The organism is Pontibacter rugosus (genome assembly GCF_042678745.1).
GTDB lineage: Bacteria > Bacteroidota > Bacteroidia > Cytophagales > Hymenobacteraceae > Pontibacter > Pontibacter rugosus.
In genome coordinates this window covers 1-23,910 of sequence record NZ_JBHTLD010000051.1, presented here as the reverse complement: position 1 = coordinate 23,910, position 23,910 = coordinate 1, and the positions used below count along the sequence as shown (strand labels likewise).

General features: G+C 44.4%; 18 protein-coding genes, 1 tRNA gene and 1 rRNA gene. 5 read left to right on the top strand and 15 right to left on the bottom strand.

Going from position 1 to position 23,910, the window contains the following annotated elements:
* The 6 genes from ACFQ2O_RS07845 to ACFQ2O_RS07820 form a co-directional block, all read right to left on the bottom strand.
* Window positions 1-310, bottom strand: a 16S ribosomal RNA gene (locus tag ACFQ2O_RS07845); the annotation flags it as partial.
* A gap of 11 nt (window positions 311-321) precedes the next feature.
* Window positions 322-564, bottom strand: a complete 243-nt coding sequence (locus ACFQ2O_RS07840; RefSeq protein ID WP_377525236.1) for a hypothetical protein — start codon at window positions 562-564, stop codon at window positions 322-324.
* Between the two features lie 541 nt (window positions 565-1,105).
* Entirely contained in the window at window positions 1,106-2,389 is a 1,284-nt protein-coding gene (locus ACFQ2O_RS07835) for an adenylosuccinate synthase (RefSeq protein WP_377525233.1), read from the bottom strand.
* A gap of 283 nt (window positions 2,390-2,672) precedes the next feature.
* Entirely contained in the window at window positions 2,673-3,023 is a 351-nt protein-coding gene (locus ACFQ2O_RS07830) for an STAS domain-containing protein (protein WP_377525230.1), read from the bottom strand.
* Window positions 2,995-3,495, bottom strand: a complete 501-nt coding sequence (locus ACFQ2O_RS07825) for a Fur family transcriptional regulator (RefSeq protein ID WP_377525228.1) — start codon at window positions 3,493-3,495, stop codon at window positions 2,995-2,997. The genes ACFQ2O_RS07830 and ACFQ2O_RS07825 overlap by 29 nt, the downstream gene beginning before the upstream one ends.
* 25 nt (window positions 3,496-3,520) lie before the next feature.
* Window positions 3,521-5,713, bottom strand: a complete 2,193-nt coding sequence (locus ACFQ2O_RS07820; protein ID WP_377525225.1) for a RelA/SpoT family protein — start codon at window positions 5,711-5,713, stop codon at window positions 3,521-3,523.
* 231 nt (window positions 5,714-5,944) lie between these two features.
* Between ACFQ2O_RS07820 and ACFQ2O_RS07815 the strand changes: the two genes are divergently transcribed.
* The 4 genes from ACFQ2O_RS07815 to clpX all read left to right on the top strand — a co-directional run bounded on the left by ACFQ2O_RS07815 (window position 5,945) and on the right by clpX (window position 9,822).
* Window positions 5,945-6,026 (top strand) — tRNA-Leu (locus ACFQ2O_RS07815).
* A gap of 78 nt (window positions 6,027-6,104) precedes the next feature.
* A complete protein-coding gene (gene tig, locus ACFQ2O_RS07810; RefSeq protein WP_377525220.1) occupies window positions 6,105-7,427 on the top strand; it encodes a trigger factor in 1,323 nt (440 codons plus the stop codon).
* Between the two features lie 91 nt (window positions 7,428-7,518).
* Window positions 7,519-8,244 (top strand): ClpP family protease, encoded by a 726-nt coding sequence (locus ACFQ2O_RS07805; protein WP_377525217.1) that lies wholly within the window; start codon window positions 7,519-7,521, stop codon window positions 8,242-8,244.
* A 354-nt stretch (window positions 8,245-8,598) separates the two neighbouring features.
* Window positions 8,599-9,822 (top strand): ATP-dependent Clp protease ATP-binding subunit ClpX, encoded by a 1,224-nt coding sequence (gene clpX / locus ACFQ2O_RS07800; RefSeq protein WP_377525214.1) that lies wholly within the window; start codon window positions 8,599-8,601, stop codon window positions 9,820-9,822.
* Window positions 9,823-10,000: 178 nt separating this feature from the next.
* Here the strand turns inward: clpX and lpxB are convergent, their stop codons facing one another.
* The 4 genes from lpxB to ACFQ2O_RS07780 all read right to left on the bottom strand — a co-directional run bounded on the left by lpxB (window position 10,001) and on the right by ACFQ2O_RS07780 (window position 13,538).
* Complete coding sequence (lpxB, locus tag ACFQ2O_RS07795) at window positions 10,001-11,116, bottom strand: lipid-A-disaccharide synthase (protein ID WP_377525211.1); 1,116 nt, start codon at window positions 11,114-11,116, stop codon at window positions 10,001-10,003.
* Window positions 11,117-11,196: 80 nt separating this feature from the next.
* On the bottom strand, window positions 11,197-11,619 hold the full coding sequence (locus ACFQ2O_RS07790) for a 6-pyruvoyl trahydropterin synthase family protein (protein WP_377525207.1): 423 nt from the start codon (window positions 11,617-11,619) through the stop codon (window positions 11,197-11,199).
* Window positions 11,620-12,630, bottom strand: a complete 1,011-nt coding sequence (locus ACFQ2O_RS07785; RefSeq protein WP_377525204.1) for a FecCD family ABC transporter permease — start codon at window positions 12,628-12,630, stop codon at window positions 11,620-11,622.
* Entirely contained in the window at window positions 12,627-13,538 is a 912-nt protein-coding gene (locus ACFQ2O_RS07780; protein WP_377525200.1) for an ABC transporter substrate-binding protein, read from the bottom strand. The genes ACFQ2O_RS07785 and ACFQ2O_RS07780 overlap by 4 nt, the downstream gene beginning before the upstream one ends.
* Window positions 13,539-13,624: 86 nt before the next feature.
* Here ACFQ2O_RS07780 and rfaD point away from each other — a divergent pair, with 86 nt between their 5' ends.
* The gene (gene rfaD, locus ACFQ2O_RS07775; RefSeq protein WP_377525197.1) at window positions 13,625-14,590 is read left to right on the top strand and encodes an ADP-glyceromanno-heptose 6-epimerase; all 966 of its coding nucleotides are present in this window, start codon (window positions 13,625-13,627) and stop codon (window positions 14,588-14,590) included.
* Window positions 14,591-14,847: 257 nt separating this feature from the next.
* Here rfaD and ACFQ2O_RS07770 read toward each other — a convergent pair whose 3' ends face one another.
* From ACFQ2O_RS07770 to ACFQ2O_RS07750, 5 genes are all read right to left on the bottom strand, one after another.
* On the bottom strand, window positions 14,848-18,336 hold the full coding sequence (locus ACFQ2O_RS07770; protein ID WP_377525192.1) for a hypothetical protein: 3,489 nt from the start codon (window positions 18,334-18,336) through the stop codon (window positions 14,848-14,850).
* The gene (locus tag ACFQ2O_RS07765) at window positions 18,329-22,000 is read right to left on the bottom strand and encodes a sensor histidine kinase (RefSeq protein WP_377525189.1); all 3,672 of its coding nucleotides are present in this window, start codon (window positions 21,998-22,000) and stop codon (window positions 18,329-18,331) included. Before ACFQ2O_RS07765 ends, ACFQ2O_RS07770 begins: the two co-directional genes overlap by 8 nt.
* Window positions 22,001-22,480: 480 nt before the next feature.
* Complete coding sequence (locus ACFQ2O_RS07760; protein WP_377525185.1) at window positions 22,481-22,747, bottom strand: hypothetical protein; 267 nt, start codon at window positions 22,745-22,747, stop codon at window positions 22,481-22,483.
* 30 nt (window positions 22,748-22,777) lie between these two features.
* A complete protein-coding gene (locus ACFQ2O_RS07755; RefSeq protein WP_377525180.1) occupies window positions 22,778-23,332 on the bottom strand; it encodes a DUF420 domain-containing protein in 555 nt (184 codons plus the stop codon).
* A partial coding sequence (locus tag ACFQ2O_RS07750) for an SCO family protein (protein WP_377525177.1) occupies window positions 23,310-23,910 on the bottom strand: 601 nt, incomplete at its 5' end. The genes ACFQ2O_RS07755 and ACFQ2O_RS07750, both read right to left, overlap by 23 nt.

The window sequence follows — 23,910 nt, the reverse complement described above, 5'->3', positions numbered from 1 at the left end:
TGGGGGACCATCCTCTCAGAACCCCTAGCCATCGTAGCCTTGGTGGGCCTCTACCCCGCCAACTAGCTAATGGCACGCATGCCCATCTTCCACCGCCAAAGCTTTGACCATAAACCGATGCCGGTCCATGGTGTCATGCGGTATTAATCCCGGTTTCCCGGGGCTATCCCCCTGTGGAAGGTAGGTTGCATACGCGTTACGCACCCGTGCGCCACTAACCAAGAGACCGAAGCCCTCTGATCCGTTCGACTTGCATGTATTAGGCCTGCCGCTAGCGTTCATCCTGAGCCAGGATCAAACTCTCCATTGTAAAGTTTTCATCTACCCTAAAGTAGAAATGTGTCTGTCAGACCCCGGCCCGCCCTCCCCGGCGCTAAACCGGGGCAGGGACTTTCCTTTTTCTGTTATTTCTGTCTCAAGCAATCTCTCAAAGAACTTATAGAAGAACATCTTTCCTCTCTTGCCATCTTCCGATGTGTCACTCTTTATTCCCTTCGGAGCCGTTCGCTCCTTGGCGGGGTGCAAAGTTAGCAGCTTTATTTCATTCTGCAAAACTTTTTTCAATCTTTTTTTTTGCCTCTCTCGTAGCGCCCCTTCCCTCTGGAAGCGGATGCAAAGGTAAGAAAACCATTTCGGAAAACAAGAACTTTTTTTCTCTTTATTTTTCCGGCCTCTCCCTTCCGGAGCGGGTTGCAAAGGTAAGAACCTTTTCCCTTTCCGCAAGCCCGAAGGCAAATCTTTTTTTTCAGCGTTTAATCTTCTGGCAAAGGAGGCGAATCGCGGCCGCAGCCTGTGTTATCCCCTCTTCCCGTTCCCCCGTTCCTGCTGAACCGGGATGCAAAAGTAGCAAACATTTCCCACCCCGCAAGCGTACACCGCCAAATAATCCCCTATTTCTCGCAAACCACTGGAAGAGAGGGGGATTCTTTTTCATAATACTTAACTCAACCTGAGTAATAGATCAGATCAACATGAAGAAGCCCAACTACTCCCGCTTTTTCTCAGGAAATAAGCCCCTGTATTTCCTCATTTCTTAAGCTTTCATAAAGAATAAGGGGCGTCGGTTTGATAACCGACGCCCCTTATTCTTTGATTGTAGCAAATTCTATGCGTTCACTGCTTCTCTCTTCAGTGTACTTTTTCTATCTGGGCCCACAGACACGATAGTTATAGGCACCTGTAAATGCTTTTCAAGGAAAGTTAAATAGTTATTGAAGGCTTCCGGCAATTCCTCGGTTGTCTCAATTTTATTAAGATCAACCTTCCATCCTGGCAACTCTTCATATACTGGCTCAACATTACCTTCTTCTAAAGAATGAGGCACTCTGTCTGTTATTTCGCCAGATGGTAACTTATAATGTGTACATACTTGTATAGAATCAAACTCTGTAAGTATATCAGCTTTCATCATGTTTAGCTGCGTCACACCATTTAACATGATGCTATACTTAAGGCTTGGCAAATCTACCCAGCCACAACGGCGAGGGCGACCGGTTGTAGAGCCAAATTCTCTACCTGCCTGGCGAATACTCTCTCCTACCTCGTCCAGCAGCTCTGTTGGAAAAGGCCCGCTGCCAACTCTTGTGCAGTATGCTTTAAATATACCGTATACTTCTCCTATATATCTTGGAGCTACTCCTAAGCCAGTACATGCGCCTGCCACCAAGGTAGTAGATGAGGTAACAAAAGGATAGGTACCAAAGTCTACATCCAGCAAAGACCCTTGTGCACCTTCTGCCAATATCTTCTGCCCGTTTTGAAGGGCATCATTAATCATGTATTCTGTGTCAACTAACTTCAGCGTGCGCAGATAAGCAACTGCTTCGAAGAATTGTGTTTCCTGTTCTCCTAATTCCAGCTCCTGTCCATAAAACTCTACTGTTTTACGATGACGCGCCACCAGCTTATCATAGTTCTCCTGGAAATCATCCGCCAGAATATCACCAACACGCAAACCTACGCGGCCAATCTTATCCTGGTAGGTTGGGCCTATCCCTTTTAATGTTGATCCTATCTTGCCACTTCCTAGCGCCTCTTCAGACACACGGTCCATTATTTTGTGCGATGGAAGTATAAGAGCTGCCTTTTTTGAAACGTAAAGGTTTTTGGCAGCATCAACACCGCGGTCTTGTAGCTTCTGCATTTCAGTGCGAAACACTATTGGGTCTAGCACTACGCCATTGCCGATAATGTTTTTGATGTGCGGATGGAAAATACCGGAAGGTATCTGGTGCAGCACGTGCTTGGTGCCTTCAAACTCTAACGTATGGCCTGCGTTTGGGCCTCCCTGGAAACGGGCTACAATGTCATAGGTTGGTGCCAGTACGTCAACGATTTTACCTTTTCCTTCGTCGCCCCACTGCAGACCTATTAATATATCAACTGCCATTATGTATTAAATAAATTGATTCCATTCAAAACTGTCACTAAAGCTGCATTGCTCATATAGGCTTTGCCGGCTCCAGGACTACACCTATATGTTAGGTAGCTATTCACTTTTTACTTTCAAATGTAGCAAATTTATCGCACTTGCTATAAATGCCCTACAGATAATATAGCGCAACTCTATTTAGAAAGCTATAGAAGCTCCATTTATCTATCCGAATTACTTCATCCTTAAAACAAGAAGAGCTACCTGTATGGTAGCTCTTCTTATACTTTCCTTCTTGTCCTTAATATATAGACTCCTTCAAAAATTGTGCGGCGTAGTCATCGTTCTCGGCAATGGTAAAAATTGCGTTGAGCTTAGTTACGATCAGCAGCTTGCGGATATGATCGGAGGGTTTGATAAGCACCAATTCACCGCCCCTGTTCCGGAACTTGGTAAGCAACGATACGAGTACACCCATGCCGCTACTATCCATAAAGCGCACATTCGATAAGTCTACAGCACATAGCTGCGCCTCCCCCTCCTGCAAGTCACCTATTCCCTCAATCATTTGCTGCGTGTCCGAACTTGCAATCAGATCACCCTCCAGTCTTATAAAAAGGATATCATCCTTCTGCTCTGTCTGATACTTCATGTTTCTTTTCCTCTGTCGATTTTTTTGCACGGCAATCGCCGCAGACACCATACAGGTTCAGGGAGTGGTGCAGAATATGAAAATTGAGCAGGTCCCCTACCATGGTTTGTATATTATGGATGCGCGGATCACAGAATTCAACAACCTTATGGCACTCGGTACAAATTACGTGGTCGTGCTGGCGGTAGCCATACGACTTTTCATACTGAGCGAGGTTCCTGCCAAACTGATGCTTGCTAACAAGGTCGTTCTCTACCAGCAAATCCAGGGTATTGTATACGGTAGCCCGGCTAACGCGGTAATTCTTATTCTTCATGCTGATGTAGAGCGATTCTACATCAAAGTGCCCGTCACGGGAATAAATTTCCTCCAGAATAGCATAGCGCTCAGGCGTCTTTCGCAGCCCTTTGCTTTCTAAGTATGCCGTGAAGATCTTCTTTACTTCTTCGAACTTTATTACGTTTAATGCCATCTTCTATAGTATAAGGTGCTCCTCTTTAATCAAAACGCTCTACTGTAAGTATACCGTTCACTTTACCCATGCGCTGGATAAGTTTATCGAGGTGCCCCGTATCATTTACAAAAACCATGATGTTCCCCTCAAAGATTCCATCGTGGGAGTCTATGGTAATGGAACGCATGTTTACTTTTAAGCTGGTGGAAATAATTTTGGTCAGGTCATTTACCAACCCAACGCGGTCTGTACCTTTGATATGGATACCTACCAGGAAGGCCAGCTCCTTCTGCTCTGTCCATTTAGCCCTAACAATCCGGTTGCCATAGTTAGACATCAGTTCCATGGCACGCTTACAGTTGGTGCGGTGAATCTTGATGCCATCTTCCTCTGTCTGGAAGCCGAACACATCATCACCCGGAATAGGATTGCAGCACTTAGCCATTCCGTAGTCCCAGTTAGCAGCATTCTCGCCTATCACCAGCATATCGGAATTTACGCCTCTTATCTTCTGCACTTCCTTATCAAAAGACTTTGGCTCCAGCATAGAGGCACTCTTGTCAGCCGCTGCCGTGAAGATAATTTCCTTTATGTTCTTAATGTCTGTATGGCCTGTAGCTATCCTATAGTATAAGTCCTGCAAAGTAGGCATGTTAAAGAATGCCTGAAGCTTGTTCAGGTTCTGCTGCGTATCTGGCACTCCTATGGCGGCCATACGGCTTTCCAGCATAATCTTGCCTTGCTCTGCTTTGTTCTTACGCTCTTCTCGCAAGGCATCCTTAATGCGTGTACGCGCTCTGGAAGTAACCACGTATTGCAGCCACTCCTCGTTTGGCTTTTGCTTCTGCGAGGTGAGTATTTCTACCTGGTCGCCGTTCTTCAGCAGGTAACTGAGCGGAACCAGTTTCTGGTTTACTTTGGCACCAAGGCATTGCAGGCCTATCTGCGAGTGAATTTCAAAGGCAAAATCAAGGGCTGTGGATTTATCCGGAAGTATAATTAACTCTCCTTTGGGCGTAAACACAAACACCTCTTCTACAAACAGGTTCTTACGAAACTCATCCATAAACTCAAGCGCGTTGGAATTGTTTGTTTCCAACATATCCCGCACTTTGTTTATCCACATCTCCAGGCCAGACTCACCTGAGCTACCATTGCCGGTTTTATACTTCCAATGGGCAGCATAGCCACGTTCTGCAATTTCATCCATACGTTTGGTACGGATCTGTACTTCTACCCACTGCCCGGATTTACTCATCACGGTGGTATGCAACGATTCGTATCCGTTTGCCTTGGGCGTGTTTACCCAATCGCGCAGGCGGTCAGGGTTTGGCTGATAGAAGTCGGTAATAATAGAGTATACCTGCCAGCAAGCTGCCTTCTCGTTTTCAGGCGGTACATCCAGTATAATCCGAATAGCAAACAGGTCATATATCTCATCAAAGGTGATGTTCTGCTTCTTTATCTTTTTAAGGATAGAGTAAATAGATTTAGGCCTGCCCTTAATATTGAAGTTAAAGCCATACTTACGCAGCTCATCCTCTATCGGATGGGTGAAGTCTTTTATGAATTTAGTACGGGCAAGACGCGTCTGGCGTATCTTATTAGAGATATCTTTATACGTTTCGGTATCGGTATACTTCAAGTATAAATCCTCTAACTCAGACTTGATGGCGTACAAACCAAGGCGGTGCGCCAGCGGTGCATACAGGTACATCGTTTCAGAGGCAATCTTGAGCTGCTTGTGCCGGGGCATGCTATCCAGCGTACGCATGTTGTGTAAGCGGTCGGCCAGCTTTATAAGTATAACGCGTACATCATCGCTTAGGGTAAGCAGCATTTTACGGAAGTTTTCCGCCTGCTGCGATGTACCGTAATCAAACACACCCGATATCTTGGTAAGTCCTTCAATGATGCGGGCAACGCTAGGGCCAAACTCACGCTCTATGTCGGCAGTCTCCAGCTCCGTATCCTCTACCACATCATGCAGAAGAGCAGCCACAATAGAAGTAGTACCTAAGCCAATTTCTTCCACGGCAATCTGGGCAACAGCAAGCGGGTGCAGGATGTAAGGCTCACCCGATTTACGACGCATATCCTTGTGAGCCTCTAACGAAGTGTTAAATGCCTTCTTGATAATTTTTGCATCATTATCCTTTAGAAAAGGCTTCGCATAGCGGAGCAATCTTCTATAATGCCTTAATATCTCTTTGCGTTCTACTTCTAAGTCAATCATGATAAACAACTCCAATGTTGTATGCTGCACTGTGCCAGCGCTACCTATCAGTATAAAGAAAGTAGCCGCTTTATAAGTTTCAAATATAACTGATTATAAGATGCAACCAATATACCTACATAGGAGTAGCGGCAGTATCTGAAAAAATATTTAAGAAATTTTTAGAGCAAGTATTGCAATTATAAAATCCTTGCTTACCTTTGCATCACAATAACAAACAAGCACAATCAAGCGGATGTGGCGAAATTGGTAGACGCACTAGACTTAGGATCTAGCGCTGCGAGGCATGGGGGTTCGAGTCCCTCCATCCGCACAACATTGACGAACCCTCAACATAACTGTTGGGGGTTTGCTTTTAGTAGGTATTTCAAAAATCTAAATTTTATAAGCCTTGAATATTACATTAAACCAAACCGACAGCACCAATGCGCAACTGAAGGTGGTACTGGAAGAGGCGGACTACGCACAGAAAGTAGACCAGCAGGTAAAAGAATTCAGCAAAACAGCCCAGATGAAGGGCTTCAGACCTGGTAAAGTACCTGCAGGGCTTGTAAAGAAAATGTATGGCAAGAGCATCCTGGTAGACCAGATCAATAAAACCCTTCAGGAAGAAATCTCTAAATACATTCGTGAAAATGATGTAAAGCTACTGGGTGAGCCACTTCCAGAGCCAAACCAGGATAATATTGACTGGGATAACCAAAAAACGTTTGAGTTTACCTACCAGGTAGGCCTGTTGCCTGATTTTAACCTTCCGCTTGATAAAAGCGTAGATGGGTACAAAGTTGAGCTAGATCAAAAAACAATTGACGAGGCTTACGAAAACCTGAAGCGCCAGTTCGGCCAGACGGCCAACCCTGAAACTTCAGAAGCTGGTGATTTCATCTCAGGCACATTAAAGCAGGTGGATGGTGAGTTTGAGTCTACAACACTTATCCCAACTAATCGCGTTGTAGAAGGACAGGATAAATTTATTGGCGCTAAAGCTGAGGATGTAATCCGTTTCGATATTCGTAATACATTTGGTGACGACAATGCTGCGCTGGCGCACGTAACTGGCCTGAGCAAAGAAGTTGTTGCCGATTTGAATGGTGAGTTTGAATTCACTGTAGATAAAATCAGCCGTACTGAGCCAGCCGAACTGAACCAAGAACTTTTCGACAAGCTTTTCGGTAAAGACGAAGTAACAACAGAAGAGCAGTTTGACGCTAAATTGCGCGAGACAATCGTAGAGAACTATGAGCGTGAGGCTGAAAACCTGGTGTTCCGTAATATCATAGATACCCTGGTTGATAACATTGAAGTTGAACTTCCAACAGCGTTCTTCAAGCGTTGGATCGAGGTAACAAACGAAGGCAAGCTGACTACAGAGCAAATCGAAGAGAACTTCGATAAGTATGAGCGCGAGCTGAAGTGGTCTATGATCAAAAACAAAGTTGTTGAAGAGAACGAGCTGAAGGTAACTAACGAGGAAGTATTGGACAGCACCATGGACAAGATGCTTGCCCAGTTCAATATGCCGGAAGTACCAGAAGAGCTGAAGGAGAGCATGAAAAGCTATGCTCAGCAACACCTACAGCAGGACAATGGCCGTAACTACATGAACGAGTACGAGCAACTACTGGCTGAGAAGGTGCTCGCTAAACTTAAAGAGAAGATGACTGTTGTAGAGAAGACGATTTCGTCTGAGGACTTCAGAAATATGTCGCTCTAATTAAAGAGCGTCTGACATAACTTATTAAAAAAGTCCTTCGAATTTAGAAGGACTTTTTTATTTTTGAGTAAACCGTAAACCTAAACACACTATGTTTAACAAAGACGAGTTCCGAAAATTTGCTGTAAAAGGCCAGGGATTAAGTGGCCTGGGCGTAGATCAATATATACACCACGTGGAAAGCAGAGCCATGAACATGGTAGAAAGCAGAACCATGAACCCGGTGGAAAACATGACACGCTCCGTAATTGAGGAACGCCCTACAAACTTCCGTGAGATTGATGTATTCTCTCGCCTGATTATGGACCGAATTATTTTCCTGGGCACGCAGGTAGATGATTTTATTGCCAACATTATTACTGCGCAGTTGCTGTTCCTGGAATCAGCGGATGCTAAGAAAGATATCCTGCTGTATATCAACAGCCCGGGTGGCTCTGTATATGCAGGCTTAGGTATTTATGATACCATGCAATACGTTACACCAGATGTTGCTACTATCTGTACAGGTTTAGCAGCTTCTATGGGTGCTGTATTGCTGGCTGGTGGTGCAAAAGATAAGCGTTCAGCGCTGCCACATGCCCGTATCATGATTCACCAGCCGATGGGTGGTGCACAAGGCCAGGCTTCAGACATTGAAATCACAGCACGTGAGATCATGAAGCTGAAAAAGGAGCTTTACGAGATTCTAGCCCAGCACTCTGGTAAGTCTTACCAGGATATCTATGATAACTCCGACCGAGATTACTGGATGCGTGCTGAAGAAGCAAAAGAATACGGCCTGATTGACGAGGTGCTAATCAGAAAACCAAATAGCTAAGCTATAGTTGCTTGCTTATCCTACAACAAAGCCCGCTTCTGGAAACAGGAGCGGGCTTTGTTCTTATAATTTGCACTTATTAGGGCAACACTACCGTAACAATTTAGTTAAAAGTATAAGTTGCCATAAAAATTTATCCACATAAGGCAAACTATATACTTGCAATATAAAACATTGACTATCTGTTTATTATGTAAAGATATAAAAATCTAAATCTCTAAATTTATACCCGTGTTTCTACGTACTATGCGTATTCAGGTAAAAAAATTTCTGTTTGTTTAACTATTCAATTTTGTACCTTTGCTTTATGCTTCTGAAATAGAAGCATAAATTACTCTGGATCAATCATTTCTTATGGCAGAAATTACTTGCTCATTTTGCGGCAAAAACAAGAAAGATGTATCGGTGATGATCTCCGGTATCAACGCGCACATTTGTGATCGTTGTATCGGTCAGGCACAGCAGATATTGAACGAGGAGAACAAAATTCGCGCGAGCAGTAGAACTCCTAAGTTCAACCTGATGAAGCCGAAGGAAATGAAGACTTACCTCGACCAATTTGTAGTAGGTCAGGATGACGCAAAAAAGGTAATGTCGGTAGCGGTGTACAACCATTACAAACGCCTGATGCAGCCTAACAACGAAGACGATGTTGTTATCGAGAAGTCTAATATTATCATGGTTGGCGAAACCGGTACTGGTAAAACTTACCTGGCTCGCATGATGGCTGGTATCTTACAGGTTCCTTTCTGTATAGCAGATGCTACTGTACTTACAGAAGCTGGCTATGTAGGAGAAGACGTAGAAAGTATACTTACCCGCCTCTTGCAAGCTGCAGACTATAATGTAGAGGCTGCTGAGCGTGGTATTGTTTATATTGACGAAGTAGATAAAATTGCCCGAAAAAGCGACAACCCTTCTATTACCCGCGATGTAAGCGGCGAAGGTGTGCAACAAGCCTTACTAAAGTTACTGGAAGGTACTACTGTAAACGTGCCACCGCAAGGCGGACGTAAGCACCCGGAACAGAAAATGATTACTGTAAACACGGAAAACATTCTGTTTATCTGCGGTGGGGCATTTGTAGGTATTGATAGAATTATCAAGAGCAGACTTAATACGCGGCCTATTGGCTTCTCTAAGTCAAAAACGGATGAGGCTGAGGAAAATGAAAACTTCCTGCGCTACCTATCAGCACAAGACCTGAAAAACTTTGGTCTGATTCCTGAGCTTATCGGTAGACTACCAGTTGTGACACACCTGGATCCACTCGACAAAGAAACACTGCGCCTGATTCTGCTGGAGCCAAAGAACTCTATCGTGAAGCAATACAAGCGCCTGTTTGAGATGGAAGATATTAACCTGAGCTTCGACGAAAGCGCGCTGGAGTATATCGTAGAAAAAGCAGCAGAGTATAAGTTAGGTGCTCGTGGCCTGCGTTCTATCTGTGAAGGTATCATGACAGATGCTATGTTTGAGTTGCCATCTGAAGAAGGTACCAAAGACCTGCTGATTACAGGCAAGTACGCACGTGAGAAATTCGAGAAGTCTACACTAAAGCAACTAAAGGTAGCTTAGTATCTGACGAAATTTTGTAGTTTATAGTATAACAAGAAAGCCTTGGCAATATGTCAGGGCTTTCTCGTTTAGCTGCTAGTTGTGCTTAATATAGCAGTACCTCTGTAGTTTACCCCAAAAGAAAGGCTTCAACAGATATGTTGAAGCCTTTCTTTTGGGGATGCAGGAATATCTAACGTCATGCTTCCTTCAAATATTTTACCATTAGTTCTGCAGCACGCTCAGCTGTTCTGAAATTGCCGATCTTTTGGCGTACCAGTGCATACCCTTCCTGCTGCTTTTTGGCGTAATATGTATCAAACAACACCTTCTTTAACTCCGCTACTATCTGCTTGGCTGTAAAGTCTTCCTGAATCAGCTCCGTCACCACAGCTTTATTTGCAATAAGGTTTACCAAAGAAATGTATGGTACTTTAATTACCCTTTTAGCGATAGCATAGGAAATAGAGCTGGTTTTATAGCAAACTACTTGTGGCACACCAAACAAAGCTGTTTCCAGGGTTGCGGTACCTGATGTTACCAAAGCAGCCTTAGCACAGGAAAGCAAGTCATAGGTCTGGTCATAGACAATCTTGATGTTGGAGTCCTTGTTATACTGCTCGTAGTATTCCTTTGAAAAATTGCTTACGCCAGCCACAACAAATTGATAATCCCGAAACGATGGCAGCACGCTCAGCATCACGTCTAGCATATTCTCGATTTCTTGCCGGCGGCTGCCTGGCAATAAGGCAATGATGGGCTTATTGTTCTGTATCCTGTTCTTCTCTCTGAAATCTGCTATAGCTACATGATCAGTAACGGAGTCGTTTACGGGGTTGCCAACGTAGTCTACCTTATAATCAAAACGCCCGTAAAAATCTTCTTCGAAAGGCATAATGACAAACATCCGATCCACCACCTTTTTAATGCCGTGCACACGCCCTTGGTTCCAGGCCCAGATTTTAGGAGAGATGTAGTAAAAAACTTTTATACCCTGCTTTTTGGCAAATCTAGCTACGCGCATGTTAAAACCGGCATAATCCACGAGGATAACCACGTCAGGCTGGTAGCGCTTGATATCACTTTTAGCCTCACTCAGAAAACCGAGGATTTTGCGCAGGCTTTTAAAAACTTCGGCAAAGCCCATAAAAGCCATCTCCTGGTAATGACGCACAAGCTCCATACCCGCATCCTGCATCATGTCTCCACCCCACCCTCTTATCTGCGCATCCGGATCTTGCCTATGGAGCTGCTTTATGAGATTTGAGGCGTGAAGGTCACCGGAACGCTCACCGGCTATAATGTAATATTTCATGCTTATGGGTATGCTTGTGAGATTCGCTAGAAAAGGGTGCTGTCGGTGGCCGCTAAGTATAACCCGCGGCCATCCTTAGCTTATTCTCCGAAGTACTCTACGTAATTGCGTGGGGTTTCGTACAGCTTTAAACTGTGCAGGCTGGCGTTTTGGTTTGATATTTCTTTAACGCGCGGCTCCAGTATTTTCCAAAACTCAACCACCAGGTTTTCTGTACTAGCCAGTTTATCCTCCATAAACGCCACATCCAGGTTCAGGTTTTTATGATCTACCTTTTCTATGATGTGGGTACGGATGAGTGTACTAAGCTTTTTAAGGTCAATTACAAAGCCTGTGTCCGGATCTGGTTTTCCTTTTACCGTCACGATAAGCTCATAATTATGCCCATGCCAGTTGGTATTGGCACATGGCCCGAAAACCTCCTTGTTCTTTGCCAACGACCAGTTCGGGTTAAACAGCTTGTGTGCTGCGTTGAAGTGCTCTAACCTGCTAACGTAAATCATTTATCCTCTGAAATTGTAATTCTTTTTGAACAGCAAATATACGAAGAAAGGAACACCAAAAAACGAAGTAATGATTCCAATCGGCAGTCCGGCAGGCGGATAAATTATTCTGGAGAGCAAATCACACAATAACATAAACAAACCGCCTACAAAAGCGCAGAAAAGCAGGTTAGACCGGCCTGTAGTGCCGAGCAAACCACGTGTAATATGTGGAATAATTAACCCTACAAAACCAATAGGGCCAGAGGTAGCCACAGCAAAACCAGTTACAACAGAAACAGTTCCTAGAATAACCCAGCGCGTACGTGACACCTGTATACCTAAGGCCTGTGCCCGCTCCTCTCCTAGCAATAATATATTTAGTTGCTTTTGATAGAATGCAAAGAGCAGCAACGCTAGCAGCAAAGCCACGGTTGGGTAAGGCACTGAATTCCAGCTTGCCCGTTCAAAACTGCCCATCGACCAGTACACCACCGACCGCAGCTTGCCCTCTGAATCAGAAAGGAAAGTGAGCAGTCCAACAATGGCCGTGACCAAAGAACTTAATGCTATACCTGCCAACAATAACTGCGAAGGTATAATCTGCCGTTTCCGATAGCCTAAAATTACCACAACCAGCGTTACAAGAAACGCACCTGCCAGGGCAAACACAGGTGGCAAGTATAAACCAGCAAAGCTTATCGGCACAAAGCCAAAAAACACAATAACAGCTCCCAGAGAGGCTCCCGAAGCTGTGCCCAGCAAGTATGGATCTGCCAGACCGTTGTTTACCATTGCCTGCATCAGGTAACCACAAAAGGCCAGCGAGGCTCCTACCACTAAGGCAAGTATAAGGCGCGGCAAGCGCAGGTGAAGTATGGCAAAATGTGTGGTATCACCTGAATCGTAGTGAAAGAAGGCTTCAAGAATGGTAGTGGCACTGGTATCAAAAGAGCCGACCTGCAGCCCCAGCACCAGTACTACTAAAATCAGCAGCAGAGCAAGTATAAAGTATAAGTTGCGCTGCATCATGGATAAAGAATGCCCTCCAGTTCCCGCAACGACTCCACTACCCTTGGGCCTGGACGCGACATCAGATCATCTGTTGCTTTATAAATACGATTATTTTGATAGGCATTTATTCTGCGAAGCTCCGGGTAGAGACTGAAAAACTTCTCTTCCATCTCCTCCTTTGTTCCGCCTAGCAGCACATCAGGGTTTAACTTGAGAATATACTCACGGGTGAGGGCTGGGTATGGCTGATCAAACACCTCCTGTACCGCATTCTCAGCACCTAAAATATTTAGCTTGCCTGTAAAGATGGTGTTCTGGCCATGCACGTAAATTGGGTCAGTCCAGGTAATGGCTAATACCCGCTGCGGGGTTTGTTTTTGTCCCTCGTGCCGCTGCTTAAGTATGCCAACCTCCTGCCGTAGCGAATCTGTGAGCTGCTTTGCCTGCTCTTCCCGGCCCATAATGCGCCCTATATCCTCCAGCCCTGTAAAGATGTCCTCTACTGATCTATACTTCTGATAGTATACCGGCACACCCAGTTCCTGCAGCCGTTCCGCTACCTCCAGTGGGGTGATGCCTTCTACCGTAAAAATAAGGTCGGGCTTCAGGGCCAGCACCTGCTCATAATCTACTGGGTAGTTCTGTACTGTTGGTTTCTTTAACGCTGCTGCAGCCGGATAATCATCTTGGGGAGAACGGGCGATAATGGTGCTGGTATCAAGCACGGCAAAAAGCATTTCCGTCATAGAGGAGGCAAAGGAAAATACCCGCTCCGGCTTCTTATTCAGCTTCAGTTCTCGGCCTAAATCATCCTGAAGCACCAGTTGCTCCTGCACTTTTGCCCCTTTTTGCTGGCATGAACATACTAAAAGGCAAAGGCCTAGTATAAATCGGCAAGTATAAAGTACGCGTCTTGTTCGTTTCAAAGTATAGGTTGCCCGTATGCATACAGGCGGCTAAGTTTATTTTTGTAAATTTAGCGCAATTTTAGTTACAGGCTTAACAAAGAACCATGATTGTAGTAACAGGTGCCGCTGGCTTTATTCCAAGCTGCCTCGTAGGCAGATTAAACCAGGACAATTTTAATGATATCGTAGTAGTGGATAATTTCTCCATCGCTAAAAAGGAAAATAACCTTAAAGGCAAAAAGATAAAGGAGTTCGTGGACCGCGAAAACTTTTTTGATTGGCTGGATGAGCATTATGAGGAGGTAGAGTTTATATTCCACTTGGGCGCACGCACCGATACCACCGAGTTTAACAAAGACGTATTCGACCTGCTGAACCTGAATTACTCGAAGCAAGTATGGAACGCCTGCTGCGAATACCAGATTCCGCTGGTATACGCTTCTTCGGCGGCTACCTACGGTTCTGGCACGTTGGGCTACGACGATAACGAGGCAACTATTCCGCTGCTGAAGCCGCTAAACCCATACGGCGACTCTAAAAACGATTTTGATATTTGGGCACTGGAGCAAACAGCAAAACCCTTCTTTTGGGCTGGCCTAAAATTCTTTAACGTGTATGGCCCGAACGAATATCACAAAGGCAAAATGGCCTCAGTTATTTTCCATACTTACAACCAGATTAAGGAGAAAGGCAGCATGACCCTGTTTCGTTCTCACAACCCAGATTATGCAGACGGTGAGCAGATGCGCGACTTTGTATATGTGAAGGATGTGGTGGAAGTTTGCATGTTCCTGATGCACCACCGCAAGAACTCAGGCATCTACAACCTCGGCTCAGGCAAAGCCCGCACCTTCATGTCGCTTGCCATTAACACCTTCGATGCCATGGGAGTAGCCCCTGACATTAATTTTATGGATACACCATCCAGCATCCGGGACAACTATCAGTACTTTACGGAAGCAAATATGAGCAAACTGCGCTCCATCGGTTACGATAAGCCTTTTCATACGTTAGAGGAAGGGGTAAATGATTATGTACAGAATTACTTGATTCCGGGGAGGTATTATTAAGAAGTTAAGGCACAGTTGCTGCAGTTGAGCAGCGATAGTTTACTCGCCCACTTGCTTCAAGCAAGTGGGCTTTGCTTTTATGTCTGTTGATGTAAATTCAAGTAAGTGTAGGTTGAAAACACCATACATATACATACCATTTTCTAAAGTAATTGCAACAGCAAAGCCTTTAGATGATAGCGCTTTCCTCCAGCACAAAAACTAGGCTGCAGAATTATTATAAAATAATGGAAGAGCGAAAACGATAAAATTCGGCTTTAAAACAATACCGATACCTGCGTACGCCCGGTGTGTACTACTCCTACCCCGTTTGCTTTCCGGCCATCGTAGTTCAAAGATACATTTAGACCATTACTCAGGCGCTGCTGTACTACAAGTGCCCAGGTCATGTTGTTGCCGGGGCGCAGGGCGTTTAAAATTTCATAGCCGACATAGGAGGTTTGATCACCATCAAATTCAATATTTACGTACTTGATGTTGCCAGATACCGTACGTTTTCCAACCTGGCTTAGCTTTGTTTCCAGCCCCAACTCATGAAACACGCCCTCCTGCTCTGTCTCTGCTGTTGCCAAAACATCATGCTTTATAGAATATTGGTATTTGCCGGTAAAGCGCAGCACCGTGTTAGGCTGATAAGCCAGTTCAGGAGATAGCTCCCTTGCCTGGATCTTAAAATTTTTGGAGTTCAGAAAGTTAGACTGGTTTTCTCGCACATTATAGCCTGCGCTTAGCTGCGAACTTAGTACCTCATTCAAGTTTAAGCGGCCGATAAGTACATGGCTTAGGAGATTGCGGGTTTCAGTGCCGTTCGTAAGCAGCTGCTTTTGCTCGTTTTGCTGCACCGTATACTCTAGGCCATACTTTGGATTACTACGATTATAGTATACCGTATGGCGTAGTTGTTTCAGCAGCGAGATCAGAAAAGCATCCTCCACTTCCTGGCTAAAGGGATTAAAACGCTGGCTTAGGTCATTCTCGGTTGTCTTCTTGTTGATGCTGACATAAGATAGCATGGAAAAGTTGGCAAGCTTCGCGCGTATACCTGGTTCTGTACGCCAGCTACGGGGGGCATTTGTGGTTAAGCGATAAGTAAAAGTATTTGTATAGGCATTCACATACTCATCAGTAGGAAGGTATATTTTGATGTAGCGTCGCTGGTCTACTGCCTGCGCCTCCAAGTAATCGTTGAGGTTGTTCGGGTCACCTCCTTCCCGTAGGTAGTGCGTCCCCTGCCCTGGCAACGTCTCCTGAAAAATATAGATACGCTTTAGCTCACGGCCTGTACCTGTTGCATAGCTTAATTCCGATTTTAGGGCACCTTCCAGAAAATTTGCATTCCAATCTACACGAGACTGTATGGTTTCTTCATTTTTTCCATTCCGGACATCCAGCTTTCGATAGGTTGCCTGCACTGACAAATCCTGATCAGAGTTAATCTTTTTCTGCAAGACAGCATTATACGTCTGCCCTACTTCGGGCATTCCCATGGTGCCATACCCGGTCGGAAACCTGTCGGTGCGGTGGCTATAGTCTAGCCGAAACTTTGTTCTTGCAGTATCGCCGCTCTCCAGGTAAAACAGGTGCTGCTCAAAATACTGTGCCGATCCTACCACCGAATCAGAGCCAAGGCTGGTGATTCGGTTTTTATCAAAGCTGTAAGTATAACCAGGAGAAACGCGTCCGAATTTATACGCTACGTTCATATCACCCCGATACCATTGAGACTCCCGCTCTCCCTGCTCACTATTCAGCAAGAAAAACCTGTTTCGCAACTCCAATTTCCCCACCTTCTTCATTACATCCAGGTAATGCTGTACCCCATCTAGCTGCTCATCTCTATAGCGGCGACTAATACGATAGTTTACCAGGTTGGCTGCGTCTTTTGCGGCTCCTACCGAAAAGTTAAAAATATGGTCTTCGGCTTTTTCTGTGATTGTCAAATTCCAGTCACGGTCAAACTCTATCGGCCTGTAGCGGTCGATTGGCTCGAAATGCTCATCTGTAAATTCATAATTCAGTGTACTGCTTAGCCTATACTTGCCCAGAATAGAAAGCTGCTTGTTCTGCACTACGTAACCTAAGCGCAGGCCCTTACCAGCATCATCGCCTGCATCTAAAGTAGAAAAGCGATTAAGGTCATGCTGAGAAGCAGCGCCTTCTGCAAAAAAACTGATCCCTTCCTGCAACTCATAGCTACCACCAATTGTAACCAGTTGCTTCTTTTTAGGTGTCGGCAGCACGCGCACCGGCGCATAACTGCCTCTGCGAACTCCATTTACAGGAGCCACCCACTTATAAGCCCGTCCGTTTACGGCCCCATTTACTGCCACATAATCGCCGTTTCCAGCACCCACGTTGGTAAAGCTTACACTATAGTGTGCCCATTCAGGGTTAGTAGAGTAAGTATAGATGGTCGTACTGCTTTCGCCATTATTATAAACTGTATCCTGTTTGGCATAGAGCACCTGCCGTGGGTCATAAGCCACACTGTCAGCACCGGAGGCTAAAGCCATTTGCAGGTTATCGCCAATACCAGACAGCAGCTGCTTTTGCTGTGGGTCCAGATTTAAGTTAATGAGGCTATTCGGGTTATCGCTTTCGTTGTAGTAGTTGCCGTATACTTTTAGTTTGCCGAGGCTTTGGTAATGACTTAGGTTGTAAATACCACGGCTATAGTTTTGGTCAGAATATTCAAAGTCAACCTTTAGCCTTGAGTTTTTGGTGATCACATGGCGGGTAGTAAATGTAATTTCAGCCTGGTTATAGTCAATCACATAGTCATAGTCATACCCGCGTTGCAGCAATATACCATCCAGAAAAACACGCTCTGAGTTGGCCAGCACAATAATAAAGAGTTCGTTGTTTGGCCCTCTCAAGCGGTACGGCCCCAGCACACCCTCCTGTGGTGTAATCACCTGCGAGGCAAACTTACCTTTGGAAACAGAGGCTGCCACAGAGGTTACTCCCTGCCGCTCCGGATCTTTGCCTAAGGTATAACTGAACGCTCCCCCCTGCACGTTCTTGTAAAACTGCATAAAGTAGGATGGCTTGCTACGCAGCACCACATCACCTGCGGTTAGCTGCCATAGGCGATGCTTCAGGGTAATGTATACTTTGTCGAACTCCTGCAACTGCTGGGTGTTTCCCTCCGGCTGAAAAGGGATGTTCTGATCTGTAATAGCAGCTGTTATACTTATATCGTCTGTCAACTTTCCATCCAACTGTAAATTAAGCGCTGAGTTAACAAAGACGTTCTGAGTATTGCCAAACGAAACACCACGCGAAATACTGCCTGTCTTGTTTAAACCGGGCGTTTTAAATATTTCTTCTTTTGAGTTGATATCCTCCAGCAGCCCCCCCTTCTGAAAAGAGGTTTTCTCTAGTTTTGTGATATCACGTTTAAAGGCAGGCTGTGTCAGGTTTAAAGGCATTACCCGGAAGCATACCAGCAGCGAGTCATGCACGGCTTGCATAGTGCCCAGTGTATCAAGGGAAACGGAGTCGGGAGGCGGAAAGCCGGTAAGCGTAAATAAGTTGGTGGTATAGTTATAGTCGTAGGTAAACTGCTGCTGCTTTGGATGGTGCAAAGTGATTGTGCTGGGCAACAGCGTAAGCGAATCAAGTTGCTGGGGCATGTTGCTAACAGCTATCCATTTGCATCGCTGGTTATTAATAGGTGCCTGCGCCAATAGTGGCAATACCATTCCCCAAAGCAAAAACACCAGGAGCAAGCCCTTCTTATGCATCCGCCAGCGGTAATAAAATAAAGAAAGTAGTGCCCTTCCCTGCTTCTGTCTCAAACCAGATACGGCCGCCGGCATTTTCAATGCCTCTCTTTGCCACGGCAAGCCCAATACCCGATCCAGTATACTTTGTACTGAAATTTGGGATAAACACTTTACTCTGAATATCTTGTGGAATGCCGCTGCCATTGTCTCTGATTGAGATCAACACTTCTTGTGTAGCTTGCAGTTCCAGTTTCACGCGTATCTCCGGCTTGCGGCTTGCCGGCACCGCCTGTATTGCGTTTAGCAACAGGTTATTAAAGGTGCGCACCATCAGGCTTTCATCAGCCTTTACAATAACTTCCTGCTCCTGAATTTCTTTTTTCAATGTTGCCGTGGCCGGATCGTTGTGTAGGTCAGCAGCTTTATGCAAAGCTGCTGCTATGTTCATCGGCTCTGCTTTAGGCTCGGGCATAGAGGTGAAACTCGAGAACGAGGAAGCAATATCGTTCAGAATGTTTATCTGCGTAATGAGCGTATGCGATATCTTGTCGATGAGTTGCTCTGTATTCGGTCTCTTTTCGGCAATTGCTTTCTGCAAAAACTGCAACGAAAGCTTCATGGGCGTAAGCGGGTTCTTGATTTCATGTGCTACCTGCCGTGCCATTTCGCGCCAAGCAGCCTCCTTTTCCTGCATCGCCAAATCCTGCTTGTTCTGCTCCAGTGTCAGCAACATCCTGTTATACTCGTTTACCAGCATACCAATTTCGTCGGCACCACTATAAGCGAGCATTTCGTTTTTGCCTGTAAGCGAAGTTCTCTTGAGTTTATCTGCCAGCATGCGCAGCGGTACAGTAAGCGCACGCGAAGCAAAGAAGGTGAGCACCATAAAGCTGATGAACATAACGGTGAAGATGTTCATTGTGGTAGTAACCAGTTCGATTAGCTTTAGGTCTAGCTCCTTCTCTGAGTCAAAAAAAGGAATACCTATAAATCCGGTTAATTCTGTTGGGTTGTTATCATCGCGAAGAGGCAAGTACACGGCGTTGAAACTCAGGCTCCCGGTTTGTTCTTCCAGCAACACCCGCAATGCCTGCCGCTCAGAGATAGCAGCAAAAGCCAGCGGGTTAACAAGTTTTGAAAGCAAGCCGGTTTCAAATATGAGCGGCTGACTTGTCACCAAAAGCTTTCCGTTACGGTCGTACAGGTTAATGTCTGTTTCAGAGATACTAGCGATTTCAGCTATACTTTGCTGCAGTTGATGCGGGCGTTGCAGCAGGCGCTTCGTAAGCTTCTGTGAAAGGTGCTGCTGTATAGTCTCCCCGCGCTGCTCATACCTTTGCATCAGGTCCTTTTTATAGGAGGCAGTTACCAAGCCGGCAGTAGCGATGCTCACCAATAACATCGGAATCAAAATACCGAAGTTTAGGAATATCTGAATCTTGGTACTAAAATTAGGGCTGAAGGTACGTATGCGCCTCCGCTGAATTAGTAAGTATAAAACGCCACACAGAATGGCTCCACAAATAAATACCAGAAACAAAAACGAGAAATTAGAAAGCACTTCCCGGCTCCCATACTTTTCTGTTGTGATAATGAGAATTTGCCCATTCTCGTTCCGAACACCATAATGGTGGTAATTATCCTGTGCCAGTCCCTGCTGGTAAAAATCTTGTCTCCGCAGCAGTCTTTTGTTAAAGTTGGTAGCGTAGTCATAGTCTCCCTCGCTATAGCGCAACTTTGATCGGTCATAGATGGCATAGCTGAGCATATCGCGCCTGAAGGGCTGATCAAACTTTTGGTCTGAGAGGAGTTCTGGCACTACACTGTTCGGCAACAGCCTCTTCAGCGTTAACCGCAATGCTATTGTTCCTGTTTGTACATCACTAATAGGTACCTTGATAAACTTTAAGTAAATTTTCCCATTATAACGCATAGGGTCCTTTAACAGGAAAAGTTCACGATGTTCCGTCTGTGTTGTGGGCCTGTCAAACTGGAGTCGTAGTTCCTGAAGTGTAGTAGCTGTGGTATCAGCGCTTTCCAGGGTCTTACCGTTGCCATCAAACAGCAGTACACTTATCTCATACTTATCAAAATAATCGCTTAAATACTGCTTTGTAATTTTACGTTTGATAAACGATGCATCCACATAAGGCCCCTTAAGCTTCATCTGTATCAGTTCATCAGATGATATTTGCTTTGCCACCTGGTTTAGCTGATACTCACCTAACACATCATTGTCTTGTAGAATGTTGAAGGCAAGGTTTTGCTTGTATGTCTTTAGATCATTGTGGTAGTGGGAAAACAATGACATAGCACCGGTAATGGCACTTACGATTACCACCAAAAAAAAGAAAAGATACGTTCTGTAGACAAGGCTAACGGCATTCTGATGCTGCGCTGCAAAAATGATAATAACCCAAAAAAGCACTCCAACAAACACAACAGTAAACAGCTCGGTTACAAACCACCCAGTCAGCATCAGGAGCACGCCAGCTACAACAAAAAGCAATTTGTAGGGTCGGATTATAGGTTCTTTTGGCACTAGCACCGATACTACCGTAGCCAACATGTAGGTAAACAAACACAGTGCTACCGTATGCATGAGCATTATACCATACATCATGACTTTATACTTGCTGAACTCCAATGAGCGAGTCACATCCAGTATCAATGGTGTATTATGATAGATATTGTAGTAAAATTGAAACAGCAGCAGGAGCAGGAAGAAGAAGATAAGCATACACGCCACTTGTAGCGGCTGCACTTTATCCTGCGGCAACAGGGCTATTTTTGAGACAGCTTTATTCTTAATGAACAAGTATAAACATGAGCCTGCTACAACCATCAACAGTAGCATGTTCAGAAACAGATCTCCAACAGAAGGAGACCAAAAAGAGGCAGCATAAAACTTTGGGTCGAATAGCCCAATATCACCTATAGCAAAAGGTAAATTCAGAAACAGAAGCAATAAGCGCATACCTATTAGCAGTGCCAGCAGCACAACTATTCCCTGGCTGTACGCTCTTGCAAGTATATACTTCCTGCTTAATAAAACACTAAAGAGAACATAAAACAAAAGCCCCAGCACAAGCAGCAAAAGCTGTACTGATACTAATCCTTTCGAGGCATATGCTCCATCAAAATCTAAGGCAAATAGAAAGTGACCGTCATGCGTTCTGATGTGTGGCAGCGGAGCATCTGAATCGATAATCAGCCTTACATCCACTTTCTTGAACACTTCATCCTCTAATTTTGGCGTAAGCGAGATAGACTTAAGCTTATATTCTATCTGCAGAGGCACATATACATTAACTGTATACTCTCTGATTTGATGAGGAACAATGATAAAGCGCCCATACTCATTTTCAACGGCAATTGGCCACCGTAATGAACTAGGTAAATCTGGTTGAGGGATAATTGAATGGTTAGACCAAAATACGAGCTGCCCTGATCGGTATATAAAGACAGGATAGTCAGAAGCTTTAAGTAATTCAGAAAAAGCTATAGTAGTTTTGCCAAGCTTTGGATCAAGCCGCTCAGCCTGTGCATGTGCCTTTTCTATGCAGCGCTGTACACTTCTTTCAATTTGTAAAACCTCTTCTTGGTTATCATCAGTCACTTGTATCGTAGCAGGTACACCAAAGTATAGCGCTGCTGTAGCTATAAAGCACAGCAGAGACATAATAGCTAGAAGTATACGTATGGAGTTGCGATTCAAGACAGCTGGGTTAAGCTACGAATTTAAGTAAAACGTAGCATAACCGCCACATATTCAAAAATCGTGCTAAGGTTTAGCTACTTTAGGACAGTAGCTTTCTCCAGAAAATAAATGCAACATCAGAATGCGGGCGTATCTGAAAAGAAAAGGTGTGCTAAAAAAAATGATTATGGCTTTCAGGTAAACCATACATTCGGATAACCGGCAAGATAGTACAGCAGTACTTCTATCAAAAGCACAATAGCCAACGAAAATGACTAACTGCTATACATGGCCCTAAATAAAATTCAACCTTAAACTTATAGTAAAGGTTATAAATTGGCCAGTTCTCATGCATTCGATCAAACCTAGTCAGGCTTATGAGAGAATTTGTAAATACTTCGCCTTTGACACACCGAGGATAATGGCAGTTGATAATTGCCTCTATTTACGCAGCGGCTTTGCTCATGCTTTATTGGTGTTCTTGCGGTTACTCATGTACCACAAGAAACCAACAGCACCAATTAAAACATAAGGAATGGCCATGAGGTAAAGTATACCTGTATTTAAGCCTGAGCCTACTTGATTTTCTGGCTCTTTGCTTCCGGTACCTACGTTAGACTCAACAGTGGCACGGCACATAGCGCATTGGCTATAGGCATCTGTTGCGGCGAACATAAGTATAAATGCTACAGTCAGCGCAACAACGATCTTACTTAGTTTATTTTTCATAAGTACCTAAACAACATCAATAATGTAAAGCTAAGCGTAATAAGGTGAAATCATAAAGTATACTACTACGCCAGTCACAGCTACATAAAACCAAATTGGAAACGTCCATCTAGAAATACGGCGGTGGCGCACCAATTGATTTGTAATGCCATAATACACAGATAATAATACTAATGGCACTATAACCACTGCCAGTACAATGTGCGTTAGCAGCACAAAATAGTAAATGTACTTTAAAACACCATCGCCGCCGTAGATAGTTCTCTGGCCCAGGAAATGATACGTAACATAGGAAACAAGAAATATTGCTGAAAGGCTAAAAGCAGCAAGCATGGCTGCTCGGTGCGCCTTTACGTTTCCCCTTTTAACGTTAAAATACCCTATAACCAGTGCAACTGCTGTCAAAGAATTTAGTATGGCATGAAAAGCAGGAAGATAAGATACATCAATTCCGGGTGTATTGGCTTTAGGCATGAAGAACAAAACTGCCACTACTACTGGAATTGCCACCGATAATACGGCAATTACCGATAGGTATTTTTTGTCTTTGTTGCTTGTGAGGCTATTTTCTCTTACTGTATTCATCTAGCAAAACATTTATTTCTAGAATTACCCGATCCATTTCTTTTATACTGTCCCCCTTGTAAACTCCCCTGATTTTCTTCTCTTTATCTACCAACACCAGTTGATCATTCATATTCAATATGGCAGGATTGTTTTTTGCAAATTCAGGAAAGATTGCAGCATTTAAGTTGTTAGTCTCTTCTGTACTTCCTGTTAACCAGTACCATGTGCCAGGAACTATAGAGTAATTATGTGCGAGCTTTTGCAAAACAGTTAAGCTATCAACCATTGATGTTCTACTTACAGAAACAAGCTTAACCTGAGGGTTGTTTTCATATGCTTCCTGCACACGCACTAATTTAGAAAAAATATTCTGACAGGGTGCGCCGCAGGTAGGATCAAAAAAATGGATAAGATAAATATCGCCATCAAGAACAGCTTGACTTATAGTATCTCGCTCTTGAGAGAGCATCTCAAAGTATGGAACAGTGTGAAAAACAGTATCACCAGCCGAATTATAGATAACCTGGCCCTGCTCATCCAGTTTAGGATAAAAAGTTTTAAGTGAAAAATGGTGGGTGCCAAAAACACTTATAAAT